The sequence below is a fragment of the Streptomyces antimicrobicus genome (assembly GCF_020532625.1).
GTDB classification, from domain to species: domain Bacteria; phylum Actinomycetota; class Actinomycetes; order Streptomycetales; family Streptomycetaceae; genus Streptomyces; species Streptomyces antimicrobicus.
Genome location: NZ_JAJAUY010000018.1, coordinates 40,482 through 53,193 on the forward strand (window position 1 = coordinate 40,482; position 12,712 = coordinate 53,193).

Sequence of the window (12,712 nt, forward strand, 5' to 3'; positions counted from 1 at the left end):
AGCCACCGGGCGCGGCCCCGCGTCCTCAGTGTCCGGCGGGCCGCGGTTTCCAGCCCCACGCGGTGAGCATGCCGGCCGACAGCGCGGCGCACGCGTCGGAGTCCAGGTACCGCACCGCCCGGTCGACGGCGTCCCCGTCGACCAGACCGGTCGCCAGCATCGCCGCCCGGCTGCGCTCCCAGGTGTCCGCCCAGAACCGGCTGATGGGGCTGCCCGGCACCAGCGGCGGCACATGGATCTCGGCGGCGACCCGTTCGAGCCCGGCCGCGCGCAGCAGCTGCGGGTAGGACGGCACCCACGACACGTCGGTGCCGATCGTGGCCCGCAGCCCCTGCCACATCGCCCGCATCACCTCGGTGTACGGCGTCCCGGGCGCCCGGTCGCTCGTCAGGTCCACGGCGTCGCTGAGCACCAGCACCCCACCGGGCTCGACGAGTTCGGCCAGGGCCGTGATCAGCCGGTCCCGTTCGGGCAGGTGCATCAGCACGAACCGCGCGTGGACGAGCCGGTACCGGCCGGCGGAGGCGAAGTCCGGGCGCGTGATGTCGGTCTCCAGCACCTGGAGGCCCGGCACCGGGCGTTCGGCGAGGAAGCGCACGTCGCGGTCCACGGCGAGGACGTCCGCCACTTCGGCCTCGGCCAGCAGCCGGCGCGCGAGCGTGCCCGTGCCGGCGCCCACGTCGAGGCAGCGCCATCCGGGACCGGCCCCGAGCGCCCGCAGCCGCGCGAGGGAGAAGTCGTCGTAGGCGAGGGCGCCGAAGTCGATGCGCTCGCCCTCGCCCGCCTGCTCGGGCCGGAACACGGCCTCGCCGTAGTGCCCGCGCCCGCCTCCCGGCGCGTCCCCGTTCGCAGCGGTGCTCACGGCCGGACCTCCTCCTACCCTCGGGACCCCGCGGGCCGGCTGTCGCGGGCCCGCAATCCCACCGATCGTCCACGGCCGGTCGCCCGCACCGCCGAGGCGCGCCGCACCTGAGCCGATCGGCCCAAGGGCGCGGCCCTCGTGCCGGGAGCGACGAGGTGACACGGCGCGGGCCGCCTCCCCGGTGGGGGAGGCGGCCCGCGCCCGTCATGCGGCGACCGGGATCAGCACTCGCGCAGGCCAGGCGCCGGGTCCACGGAGGTGTGGACGTCCACCGCCGGCACGTTGCCCCACTGGCCGTTGTCCAGCTGCGTCCAGTACCAGACGTTGTTGCCGCCGGCGTGGCTGTCACCGCGACCCCAGCACTGGAACCAGCTGAAGCCGGTGTTCAGCGGCCCGCGCACCGCGGAGCTGTACGAGCGGTGCGCGTAGCCCTTGGCCCCGGCCCGGTTCCCGCACCACAGCTTGCCGTCGGCGCGGACCCCGCATTCGGCCGCGGGGGCCTGCGGCGCGGCCTGGGCGGAGGCGGCGGGCCAGGCCAGGCCCGTGGTGAGCGCGACGGCGGCAACACCGAGCGAGAGCTTCGTACGTGCGGACATGCTTCCTCCTTGGCAGTGGCCCCGGAACGAGCCGGAACCTGATGCGGTACGGCGCCGCTGGCCGGTGCCCGGCGAGCGGCTGGAAGAATCGGTGCGGCGCGACGGCGCACGGGGAGAGGGGTGCGCCGCTGCAACGGGGGCCGCGGATCTCGCCGCCGGCCGTTGCGCCGACACCTCGAGACTGACGTCACCGGCCTGCCGGTGTCGAGGAAGCACGCGTCGCCCACCGCAACGGGAAACGGGAAACCCGCAGGAAACCCCGCCCCACGAGCCCTCGCACGCCCCGGCCGAACCACCTACCGTCCGCCACCGAGCGCCGTACGCCCCCGACGACGCCATGTGCGCCGATATGTGCGACAAGTAATCACAGCGCGGTGGCGTCCACCCCATGAACCCGCTCTGAACTGCGGGTTCGCCCCCGTCCACGGCCAGATCGGCGGCGGGAGCCGCCACTTGGCCATGGCTCTGTATGGGTGGCATAAGCGCCCAGACCCCTCCAAAGCACCGTCGGAATCAGTCGAACGTGCTGTCCTGCTGTGTGCACGGTGCGGTGCGACTGCCCAAGGCATCCCGCTGGAAGGCGGCGCACCTCGTTGCGAGGGAGAGTCCATGCCCTGTCACTTCACGCGCAACTTCCCTGTGAACCGCGGCCACGTCAGCGTGACCGCATTCCTGATCGTCCTGTTCATACTGGCCCCGGCAGCTCCCGGCACCGCCTCAACTTCCCGCCCCCGCCCCAACTGGGACGCCATCGCCCGCTGCGAATCAGGCGGCAGATGGCACGCCAACACCGGCAACGGGCACTACGGCGGGCTCCAGTTCAAGCAGTCCAGCTGGCGCGCCGCAGGCGGCCTCAAGTACGCGCCCCGGGCGGACCTCGCCACCAAGGCCCAGCAGATCAAGGTGGCCGAACGGCTGGCGTCCATGCAGGGAATGGGCGCGTGGACCTGCGCCCGCCGCCACAAGTCCTGATGGCCCCCGCGGAGTTGGCCCCACCCCTCCGTACGACCCGCCGCCGGCCCACCGGACGCGGCCGGATCCGGTCGACGACGCGCGACGCGAGAGCGCCCGACCACGATGCCGTGGTCCCCTTGCCCCCGCAGTCCCTCACCGGGCCCTCCCGGCACCCCCGCGCATGAACGGGTCCGAAATGGACAGCCGCCCTGGGAAGGGACGCCCAGGGAGATGAGGTCGCCGTGTCTCGCGACGGAAGCGGCGGTGACGCAACCGGTCGCGACGGATCAGCCCGCCGTGCCGGGACCGCCTGGTGGCGCCGACGGCTGGCGCCGGCGCTCGCCGCCACCCGAGCACGGCTGCGCGCGGCCTCCGAGGGCCCCGAGGCCGAGGCTGACACCGACTCCGTCCCCGCCCCCGGCCCGGGCCCCGTCCCCGGTCCCGGCCCGGGCTCCGGCTCCGGGAACGCCCCCACCCCGCCCGCCTCCACCCCGGCTCACGGCAGCATCCCGCGTCCGCCACCCGTCGACGTCCTCCCCTGGGGTCTACGGGTGGCGGCCGAGGCCGGGTGGCGCCTCCTGGTGATCGCGGGCGGCCTCTGGTTGCTGTTCCACGTCTTCTCCGCCCTGCGCATCGTGGTGCTGGCCTTCGCGGTGGCCCTGCTGGTCACGGCGCTGCTCCAGCCCACGGTGGCCCGGTTGCAGCGGCACGGGCTGCCGCGCGGCCCGGCGACCGCCCTCACCTCGATCTGCGGGTTCGTCCTGCTGGGCCTGGCCGGCTGGTTCGTGGTCTGGCAGGTCATGGACAACGCGGGCGTCCTCACCGACCGCGTACGCGAAGGCGTCGAGGAACTGGAGCAGTGGCTGCTGCGCAGCCCCCTGCACGTGACGCAGAAGCAGATCAACTCCGTCGCCGACGCCCTGAGCGACGGCCTCGCCTCCGGCAGCGGCATCGCCGCCCAGGGCCTGCGCGGGGTCACCGTGCTCTTGGAAATCCTGACCGGTGCGCTGCTCGTGGTCTTCTGCACCCTCTTCCTGCTCTACGACGGCGCCCGCATCTGGCGCTGGACCCTGAAGGTCGTCCCCGCCACCGCCCGCCCCGCCGTGGCGGCCTGCGGCCCCGCCGCCTGGCGGACGTTGACCTCCTACGTCCGCGGCTCCGTCGTCGTCGCCCTCGTCGACGCGGTGTTCATCGGGCTCGGCGTGTACTTCCTCGGGGTGCCCCTCGCCGTCCCGCTGGCCGTCTTCATCTTCCTGTTCTCCTTCATCCCGCTGGTGGGCGCCGTGGTGTCAGGCGCCCTGGCGGTGCTCGTCGCGCTCGTCACGGAGGGGCTCTTCGCCGCCGCGATGGTGCTCATGGTCGTGCTGGTCGTGCAGCAGATCGAGGGACACGTCCTGCAGCCGTTCATCCTCGGCAGGGCGGTCCGGGTGCACCCGCTCGGCGTGGTGCTCGCCGTGACGACGGGCGGCACGGTCGCGGGAATCGGCGGGGCGGTGGTCGCCGTGCCTCTGGTCGCGGTCCTCAACACCGTGATCACACAACTCCACCGGACCGCCACCACCCCTACCACCGCCCCGGCTCCCACCGGTCCGGCGCCGTAGGGAATCCCGGCGAGGATTCCGGTCGACCCGCGGGTTTGGCCCGGCCGGAGCGGGACAGGCGCGCGGCATGGGTATCGGCAAGGAACCGGAAACGGGAGCGGCAGCGGAAGCCGTGTCGGACGAGGGCGCGCCCGACGGGCCCTCCGAGCTCGGCGCTCGTTCGTGGCGGGCGGTCCTGCGGCGGACGTGGCACGAGTTCGAGGACGACGAGCTGTTCGACCGCGCGGCAGCGCTGACGTACTACAGCGTCCTGTCGTTCTTCCCGGCGCTCCTGGTCCTGGTGTCGCTGCTGGGCATCGCCGGCAAGTCGGCCACCGAAGCGATCCTCGGGAACCTGGAGAAGCTGGCTCCCGGCACGGTGCGCGACGTCGTCGCCGACGCCGTGCGCCAGCTCCAGGGCAGCGCCGGACTGGGGTCCCTCCTCGCGGTCCTCGGTCTGCTCGGCGCGATCTGGTCCGCCTCCAGCTACATCGCGGCCTTCATCCGCGCCTCCAACGCCGTCTACGACATCCCGGAGGGCCGCCCCGTCTGGAAGGTGCTGCCGCTGCGGCTGGCCCTGACGACCGGGTTGATGATCATGGCCTGCGTCGGGATGCTCATCGTGGTCGTCACCGGCACCCTGGCCCGGCGCACGGGAGCCGCGCTCGGGATCGGCGAGACGGCCGTGACGGTCTGGTCGATCGCGAAATGGCCGGTCCTGGTCCTCCTGGCGACGGTCATGATCGCGGTCCTGTACTGGGCCGCCCCGAACGCCAAGGGCCGCGGCTTCCGCTGGCTCACCCCCGGCAGCCTCCTCGCGCTGCTGATCTGGATGCTCAGCTCCGCCGGGTTCGCCGTCTACATCGCCAACTTCGGTTCCTACAACAAGATCTACGGCACCCTGGCCGGTGTCATCGTCTTCTTCGTCTGGCTGTGGATCACCAACCTGGCCGTCCTGCTCGGCCTGGAGTTCGACGCCGAGCTGAGCAGACAACGCGCCATCCTCGGCGGCCTACCGCCCGAGCAGGAGCCGTACGTCGAACCCCGCGACACCAGCACATGGCCGGAGCGGCAGAACGACAACCATGAGGACGGCGACGGCCGCGACCACAAGGCCGCCGACGCCGACGCCGACGCCGACGGCCGCGACCGCAAGGACGTTGACGGCGACCGCCTCGCCTAGACCGCGGCGCGGAGCATCCGCCGCAGCGCCCTGCGTGCGGCCCAGGTCATCAGCCGCACCCCCCAGATGCTCAGGTGCAGGCAGCCCCGGCGGGCGACGGCGCGGGGCGTCCAGCGGGCCAGGGCCCGGCGGCGACGCCACGCGCGTCGCCGCCGCCCCGGCCGCCGCCCGGCGGCGGTTCTCACGCGTGTCTCCGGCCCGCGACCAGGCGGTACAGAGCCAGCAGGATGAGGGAACCGACGATGGCGGCGATCCACGTGGACAGCTCGAAGAAGCCGTCGACGGAGTCGACGCCGAAGATGACCTTGCCGAGCCATCCTCCGAGAAGGCCGCCGGCAATGCCGATCAGAATGGTGATGAAGAAGCCACCGGGGTCCCGCCCCGGCATCAAGAGCTTCGCGATGATCCCCGCGAGGAGACCCAGGAGGATCCAACCCAGGATGCCCATGAAGCACCTCTCGTCGACGTACGGACTGTCTGCCCTGCGTCTACGCCGACTCCCCGATTCCAAACATGAAAGGCACCCCGGAATGCCCGCCGAGCGGGACGCCGTCACCGCCAGTAGGCGAGGGTTCCGCTGTCGGCGGGCCGGGTGGACATGAAGACCTGCGCGCCGGCCCGCCACTCGCCGGTCACGTACCGGCCGCTGGCCCGGCTCTCGAAGAGCCCGTCACGCACCGTGAAGCGCTGGTTGGCGTTGCCCTTGCAGTTCCACAGGACGGGGTTCTTCCAGCCCCCTTCCGGGGAGTCCATGCACAGGCCGAGGTTGTAGGACGGGTGGAAGTACCAGCCGCCCTCCTTCGCCCTCTCCATGCACCACAACTGGTTGGCACCTCCGTTGCGGTGCCAGGTGATGATCTTGGCGCCCTTGCCCCCGCCTCCCTGCACATCGAGGTAGTAGCCGGTCTTCGCGTTCCGGTAGGTGTTCCTCTGCTCGCACTTGTCCGGTGCGGCGAGGCTGGTCGCGGATGCCCCGGGCGAGCCTGCCCCGGGCGCCGCCGCAGCGGTCGGCGCGCCCGCCAACGCGACGGCTCCGCCGAACGCGAGCACCGCCGCCGTGGAGACCAGCCTCGTGCGTCGCTTCATCAGGTCCTCTCCTCCTCCGTCCGGGACGGGTGCCCGGACTCGGGACCGACTGTGACGGCCGGATCGCCGCCGCACCCACAGGTGCCGGCCGACTGGGGACCGTACGGGACGTCCCGGGCCGTGACGTGCTGGGACGCGCCGTCCCGTGACGCGGCGGTGGGACGGCCGGGCGGCCGGCGATCCGGTCCGCTCCCGGCTTGTCGGCCGGGAGCGGGCCGGAGGGCGCCGTAGGGTGGCCGCAGCCGACGTACAGCTCGGGCGAGGAGTGGCCGTGGGACGGTACGAGAAGGACCTGCCCGCGGGTGCCGGGGATGCTGCCGGGCCCGCTCGTCGGAGGGTGCTCGGACTCGCCGCCGCGGTCGCCCTGACGGCCGTGCGGCCCGGGAACGCGGCGGCGGCCACCGCCGGAGCCAGGGCCGGGGCCGCAGCCGGCGCCCCGGCCGAGGCGGGAGCCGGAGCCCGGGCCCGGTCCGCGGGGGCGAGCGGGTGCGGCTGCCTCGACGTACGGGCGGAGAACCTCCGCCCCGGCACCCCGGACTGGCGGATCACGCGCGCCGGGCCGGCGCGCGCCGTCGAGGGGTTCGCCGACCGCAGCTCGGTGCTGCCCGGCCGGCCGCTGGTGCTGCGGGTGTCCACGACCGCGCCCTCGTACACCGTGTCCGCCTTCCGCATGGGCTGGTACGGCGGCGCCCGCGCCCGGCTCGTGTGGCGGTCGCCCGCGCTCCCCGGCCTGCTCCAGCCGGCCGCCCGGACCGACGCCGCCACGCGGATGGTGCGGGCGGACTGGGAGCCGAGCCTGGAGGTGGACACCACCGGCTGGCCGGAGGGCTGCTACCTGCTGCGCCTGGACACGGTCGGGGGAGAGCGGGCGCAGCGGTTCGTGCCGGTCACCGTGCGCTCCGCCGCGTGCGCGGGCCGCGTGGTCTTCGTCAACGCCGTCGCCACCTGGCAGGCGTACAACCGCTGGGGCGGCGCGGACCTGTACAAGGGGACGACCGGGAAGAAGGCGTCGCGCTCGCTGGCGGTCACCTTCGACCGGCCGTACCAGGGGGCGCACGGCGCCGGCCAGTTCCTGACGTACGAGGCTCCGCTGCTGGCGCTGGCCGAGCGGCTCGGGATCCCCCTCGCCTACGCGACGGGCATCGACATCGCCCGGCAGGACGGCCTGCTCGGCGGGGCGGTGGCCCTGCTGTCGCCGGGGCACGACGAGTACTGGAGTCCGGAGCACCGCCGTCGTGTGACACAGGCGCGGGACGCCGGCACGAACCTCGCGGTGTTCGGCGCGAACTGCTGCTACCGGCGGGTGCGGTTCGAAGCGTCCGCGACCGGCCCGGACCGGGTGGTGGTCTGCTACAAGGACGACTACGCCAAGGACCCGGGCTTCGAGCGCGGGCTGCCGCCCACGAACGACTTCCGCCGCGAGCCGGCCCCGGAGCCCGAGAGCAGCCTGCTGGGGGTGATCTACGACGGCTACCCGGTCGACGCGCCCTACGTGGTGAAGCGGCCGGACCACTGGCTGCTGGCCGGTACCGGAGCGGCGGCGGGCGACGCCTTCGCGCACCTGGTGGGCGTGGAGTACGACCGGGTGAACCTGCGGTACCCCACCCCGCGCCCGATCGAGGTGCTCGCCCACTCGCCGGTGGTGTGCAAGGGACGCGCCTCCTACGCGGACACCGTCTACGCCTCCTTCCCGTCCGGCGCCGGTCTGTTCGCCACGGGAACGATGCGCTGGGTCGAGGCGTTGGACGCCGCCGGGCCGGGCGGCGGGAAGGCCCCTCACGGTCTGGACGGCCGGACCGGGGCGTTCACCCGGACCGTCACGGAGAACGTCCTGCGGGCGTTCGCGGCCGGGCCGGCGGGCCGCGCACGGCCCGCCGTGGACGACGTGGCGCAGCACTACGCGGCCGAGCGCGCCGCTGGTGCCGCTGGTGCGGGAGACGCCGGAGACGTCGGGGACGTCGGGGACACCGGAGATCCCGGGGACGTCGGAGACCACGGAGACCACGGAGACCTCGGTGACGCCGGTGACGCCGGAGACGCGCGAGACCCCGCCCCGGCCCCGGTCCCCGTCGCCCCCGTGGCTGCCCCACCCGGAGCAGCCCCCGGCGTGTAGCCGGGACGCGGCGCCCCGCGATCGCTAGCGTCGGGCCCCGATCCGCCGACGCGGGCCCTGCCCGCCCGTCGGCCCGTACGGCCCTGGGGAGTTCGCAGTGCTCCGTGTCGCCACCACCCTGACCCTGCTCACCACCCTGATCTCGGGAGCGGCCGGGGCGGGACCGTCGGCCGTCCGCTCCGCCGCCGGGACCGGGACCGGGACGAACATCCTGGTCGTCGGGATCGACAGCCGCGCGGGCCTGTCGAAGGCGGAGAAGAACCGGCTGCACGTCGGCGGCAAGGGCTGCAACTGCACCGACGTGATGATGCTCGTGCACCTCTCCGAGGACTCCCGCCGGGCCAGCGTGGTGTCCGTACCCCGGGACTCCTACGTCGAGTACGCCGACGGCAGCGGCGTCCGCGGCAAGATCAACGGCGCGTACGCCCGGGGTGGCCGGGCGCTCACGGTCAAGACGGTCGAGAAGGTCACCGGCCTGCGCGTGGACCACTACCTCGAAACCGGGTTCACCGGTTTCGAGCAGGCCGTCGACGGGCTGGGCGGCGCGACGCTGTGCACCGACCGGCAGCTGACCGACGAGAACTCCGGCCTCGACCTCAGCCCCGGCATGCACCACGCCGACGGCAACGGCACCCTGCGCTACGTACGGGCCCGCCACATCGAGCGCCCCGGCGACCTCGGCCGGGTCCGCCGCCAGCAGCGCGCCGTGTCCGACCTGCTGACCCGGCTCACCGCCGAAGGCGCCCTGGCCGACCCCGAGGCCGCGGCGCGCACGGCGGCCACCCTGCTGAAGTCGGTGCGCACGGACGAGCGCACGAGCGTGACCGACCTCGCGCGGATCGGCCTGACCCTGGCGCGGCTGCGCCCGGCGCAGACGGAGTTCGTCACCGTCCCGATCCAGGAGTTCGACCACCGGGTCCCCGGCGTGGGCTCGACGCTCATCTGGCACGAGGCCCGCTCGCGGGCCCTGTGGAAGGCGCTGGCCGAGGACCGCCCGGTCACCGGCGACCGCCGCGTCCAGCCCGCCCCCGCCAACCCGGTGCCCAACAACCCCGCCGGCATCAAGGTCCGGGTGGACCACGCCGGGACGGCGGCGGCGCTCGGAGCCGCGGGGTTCGTGGTCACGGACACCTCCGCCACGGCCCCCGCGGCGCGCCCCGACGGTCCCGCCCTGATCCGCTACGCGCCGGGGCGGGAGGCCGACGCCGCCACCCTGGCGGCGGCGCTCCCCGCGGCCCGGCGGCAGGTCGTCCCCGGTCACGACACGACCCTCGACGTCGCCGTCGGCACCCGGCAGGCCGCCGTCAAGCGGGTCGGCTACGACCGGAACGTCGCCGAGGGCGCCCCCATGACCGGCGACCGCCTCGGGTGCCTGGCCGGGCGGACCCTGCACGCCCCGCAGGGCGGGCCGGGCGCCGGCTGACTCCGCCGCGGCGCGCGGCCGTCACCCCGGCGGGTCTTTCGGCGGGAATCCCCGCCGCCCGGTCCGACCGTAGGGCTACCGTACGGAACGACCGCGCTACCTACCGTGGTGGCCACCCGAGGAGGATCCCGTGTCATCGCCCTGCGACCCCCGACACGCTCCGGCCGGCGACGTGAGCACCGGCCTCATGATGATCGACTCGCGGCTCAAGGCGATCTACGACGGCAGGACCGGGGCCGATCCCGAACAGCAGGCCCTGGTCCAGCAGTTCACGGCGTCCCTGACCTCCAAGGACTTCCGTGAGCTGCTGGACGGCACGTGCACGATCATCTTCATGTTCATGACCTGGCTGCGCCAGGCGTACGAGGCCCACGACAAGGACGTCGTCGAGTACGTCGTGCCGGACATCGTGACGACTCTGCGCGCCATGCCCCGGAGCGTGCGCCCCGAGGCGGTCCCGACCATGGCCGGCCTCGTCGTCGCCGCGGCCACGGGCCTGAGTCCCAACCTGTGGCGCAGGCAGTACGGCGAATGGACCGAGGAGGAGATGAACGCGCTGGAGGCCACGGCCTTCCTGCTCGCCGAGCACATCAACCGCCTCGCCGACGACCGCGACTTCGCCACCCGCCTGATCGCGGAAGCCCTGGCCGGGGCCGAGGCCGACTGACGCGTCCGGTCCCCTCCATCTATTACGTACACTGTACGTAATAGATGGAGGGGAAACCGATGCGATCCATGCGATCCCACACGCCCGATGCCACGTCCCGCCCCGCCTGGACCCCGTCCGCCGCCGGCAAGCCGCCGCTGTCCGCGCGGTTGACGAGGGCCGCCTGGCGGGGCCTGCCGCGCGGCCGGTACAAGGTCGGCCGGGAGAGGGGTCCGGCGGTGCCGGCCGCCGACGGCAGCCCGCTGATCACCGACCACTACTTCCCGCGCGCCGAGGGCGACTTCCCGACCCTCCTGGTCCGCTCGCCGTACGGCCGGGGCCTGCCGTGGTCGCCGCAGTACGGCCTGCTCTTCGCCGAACAGGGCTTCCATGTCGTGCTGCAGAGCTGCCGCGGCACCGGCGGCTCCGGCGGCACGTTCGACCTGTGGCGCAACGAGGCCGCCGACGGCCACGCCACGGTGTCGTGGCTGCGCGAACAACCCTGGTTCGACGGCCGGCTCGGGACCGTCGGCCCCAGCTATCTCGGTTACGTGCAATGGGCCCTCGCCCACGACGCGCCGCCGGAACTGAAGGCCATGGTCGTGCAGGTGGGACTCCACGACCCGCACGCCCTCTTCCACGCGGGCGGCGCGCTCCGCCTGGAGAACGCCCTCGCTGTCGGCGTCGGCCTGACGTACCAGCACCAGGGCATGGCGCCGTTCCTCAAGGCGACGCTCCGCCTGCAGCGCCGCCTGCGCGACGTGACGACCGCCCGGCCCCTGCGCGGCGCGTACGCCGCCGCGCTCGGCGGCGAAGTGCCCTGGCTGGACGACGTCATGACGCACCCCGACGCCGACGACCCCTACTGGCACGGCGCTTCGCAGGCGCAGACGGCGCAGCGGCTGCGCGTGCCCACGGCGCTGGTCACCGGGTGGTACGACGTACTGGCCGACCAGACCTTCGAGCAGTACGAGCGGCTGCGCCGGACCGGCTGCGAGACCACCCTGCTCGTCGGACCCTGGACCCACACCTCCGCGCTGCAGCAGGGGTGGCCGCAGGTGTTCGCCGAAAGCCTCGCCTGGCTGCGCGCCCACCTCTGCGCCGACCCCTCGGGCCTGCGCCCCACCCCTGTCCGCGTGCACGTCGGCGGCGAGGACGCCTGGCGGGACCTCGACGACTGGCCGCCGGCCCCGGCCGCCGCGGCCTCCTGGCACCCCGCCCCGGGCGGCCACCTCGTCCGGCACGCCGCCACGGGTTCGGCTCCCCTGGCCTCCTTCGTCCACGACCCGGACGACCCGACCCCCTCCCTCGGCGGACCGCTGCTCTCCCGTACCGCCGGCCGCCGCGACAACGGCCCCCTCGAAGCCAGGGACGACGTCCTCACCTTCACCGGCCCGCCGCTGACCGAGCCCCTGGACGTGCTGGGCCCGGTCGTCGCGCGGCTGACGGTCTCCACCGACACCGGGCACGTCCACGTCTTCACCCGCCTGTGCGACGTCGACCCCCAGGGCCGTTCCGTCAACGTCTGCGACGGGCTGGGCCGACTGGACGGCAACCCGCACGAGCCGTCCCGGACCACCGTCCCGATGGGCGCCACCGCCCACCGCTTCGCCGCCGGCCACCGCATACGCTGGCAGCTCAGCGCAGGTGCCCACCCGCGCTACGCCACCGACCCGGGCACCGGGGCCTCGCCGGTGGACGCCACCGCCTTCACCCCGGTGCGCGTCACCCTCCACACGGACTCGGCCCTGACCCTCATGCACGGCGCCGCCCCCTGACAGGAGCGCCCGGGGCCCGACCGGCCCGCACCCGGCCCACGCCTCGCCGCCCGGCCGCGTACCCTCTGCGGCATGCCCCGTTCCGCGAAGAAGGCCCGCCGACTCGTCGCCGAGGGGCGGACCTACCTGTGGACGGTCCGCCACGGCCACCGCGTGCTGGAGGGCGGCGGCTGCCGCAAGACCCTCACCCTGCACGCGCAGCCGTCCGGCACCGGCGGCCTCCTGCGCATCGTCTTCGACGAGGGCCCGGGCCGGTACGTGGCCGGCTTCACGGCGGGGTCGGGTGAGGTGGGGGCCGTCGGTGTCGGGGCCCTGAACCTCCACGAACCCGGCACCGTGCGTTTCCTGCTCGACGCCGCACTGGCCCGCGGGTGGGAACCGGGGGAGCGGCGGGAAACGGCGGTGGACGGCTGGGGCTTCCTCGAAGCCGCCGTCGCCCGCCCCCACGTTTCGCCCCGGGGATGACGGGCAGCAGCCCCGGCACACGCAGG

Annotated in this window: 13 protein-coding genes; 8 read left to right on the top strand and 5 right to left on the bottom strand. The window is 74.2% G+C overall.

Features of this window, described 5'->3' with window-relative positions; all coding sequences use genetic code 11:
- Window positions 1–25: 25 nt before the first annotated feature.
- Together LG632_RS07440 and LG632_RS07445 are read right to left on the bottom strand one after the other, a co-directional pair.
- Window positions 26–862 (bottom strand): class I SAM-dependent methyltransferase, encoded by an 837-nt coding sequence (locus LG632_RS07440; protein ID WP_226726034.1) that lies wholly within the window; start codon window positions 860–862, stop codon window positions 26–28.
- 221 nt (window positions 863–1,083) lie between these two features.
- Window positions 1,084–1,458: a hypothetical protein gene (locus tag LG632_RS07445; protein WP_226726035.1), complete on the bottom strand. Its 375-nt coding sequence runs from the start codon at window positions 1,456–1,458 to the stop codon at window positions 1,084–1,086.
- A gap of 609 nt (window positions 1,459–2,067) precedes the next feature.
- On the opposite strand from LG632_RS07445, the gene LG632_RS07450 reads away from it, so the two are divergent.
- The 3 genes from LG632_RS07450 to LG632_RS07460 all read left to right on the top strand — a co-directional run bounded on the left by LG632_RS07450 (window position 2,068) and on the right by LG632_RS07460 (window position 5,175).
- Window positions 2,068–2,430 carry a transglycosylase family protein gene (locus tag LG632_RS07450; RefSeq protein WP_308108089.1) on the top strand — a complete coding sequence of 121 codons (363 nt, stop codon included), beginning with the start codon at window positions 2,068–2,070 and terminating at the stop codon, window positions 2,428–2,430.
- A 308-nt stretch (window positions 2,431–2,738) separates the two neighbouring features.
- Window positions 2,739–4,013 (top strand): AI-2E family transporter, encoded by a 1,275-nt coding sequence (locus tag LG632_RS07455; RefSeq protein ID WP_374203426.1) that lies wholly within the window; start codon window positions 2,739–2,741, stop codon window positions 4,011–4,013.
- A gap of 67 nt (window positions 4,014–4,080) precedes the next feature.
- On the top strand, window positions 4,081–5,175 hold the full coding sequence (locus LG632_RS07460) for a YihY/virulence factor BrkB family protein (RefSeq protein WP_226726037.1): 1,095 nt from the start codon (window positions 4,081–4,083) through the stop codon (window positions 5,173–5,175).
- Here the strand turns inward: LG632_RS07460 and LG632_RS07465 are convergent.
- The 3 genes from LG632_RS07465 to LG632_RS07475 all read right to left on the bottom strand — a co-directional run bounded on the left by LG632_RS07465 (window position 5,172) and on the right by LG632_RS07475 (window position 6,261).
- Window positions 5,172–5,360: a hypothetical protein gene (locus tag LG632_RS07465; protein WP_226726038.1), complete on the bottom strand. Its 189-nt coding sequence runs from the start codon at window positions 5,358–5,360 to the stop codon at window positions 5,172–5,174. The two genes, LG632_RS07460 and LG632_RS07465, sit on opposite strands and share 4 nt — an antisense overlap.
- Window positions 5,357–5,623: a GlsB/YeaQ/YmgE family stress response membrane protein gene (locus LG632_RS07470; RefSeq protein WP_226726039.1), complete on the bottom strand. Its 267-nt coding sequence runs from the start codon at window positions 5,621–5,623 to the stop codon at window positions 5,357–5,359. The genes LG632_RS07465 and LG632_RS07470 overlap by 4 nt, the downstream gene beginning before the upstream one ends.
- Before the next feature lie 104 nt (window positions 5,624–5,727).
- Window positions 5,728–6,261 (bottom strand): RICIN domain-containing protein, encoded by a 534-nt coding sequence (locus LG632_RS07475; RefSeq protein ID WP_226726040.1) that lies wholly within the window; start codon window positions 6,259–6,261, stop codon window positions 5,728–5,730.
- 271 nt (window positions 6,262–6,532) lie between these two features.
- Between LG632_RS07475 and LG632_RS07480 the strand changes: the two genes are divergently transcribed.
- The 5 genes from LG632_RS07480 to LG632_RS07500 all read left to right on the top strand — a co-directional run bounded on the left by LG632_RS07480 (window position 6,533) and on the right by LG632_RS07500 (window position 12,686).
- Entirely contained in the window at window positions 6,533–8,374 is a 1,842-nt protein-coding gene (locus tag LG632_RS07480; RefSeq protein WP_226726041.1) for a N,N-dimethylformamidase beta subunit family domain-containing protein, read from the top strand.
- A 97-nt stretch (window positions 8,375–8,471) separates the two neighbouring features.
- Window positions 8,472–9,797, top strand: coding sequence for an LCP family protein (locus LG632_RS07485; RefSeq protein WP_226726042.1), 1,326 nt, complete (start codon window positions 8,472–8,474; stop codon window positions 9,795–9,797).
- 130 nt (window positions 9,798–9,927) lie between these two features.
- Entirely contained in the window at window positions 9,928–10,464 is a 537-nt protein-coding gene (locus LG632_RS07490) for a hypothetical protein (protein WP_226726043.1), read from the top strand.
- Window positions 10,465–10,532: 68 nt separating this feature from the next.
- A complete protein-coding gene (locus tag LG632_RS07495; protein WP_226726070.1) occupies window positions 10,533–12,221 on the top strand; it encodes a CocE/NonD family hydrolase in 1,689 nt (562 codons plus the stop codon).
- Window positions 12,222–12,293: 72 nt separating this feature from the next.
- The gene (locus LG632_RS07500; RefSeq protein WP_226726044.1) at window positions 12,294–12,686 is read left to right on the top strand and encodes a hypothetical protein; all 393 of its coding nucleotides are present in this window, start codon (window positions 12,294–12,296) and stop codon (window positions 12,684–12,686) included.
- Window positions 12,687–12,712 lie beyond the last annotated feature (26 nt).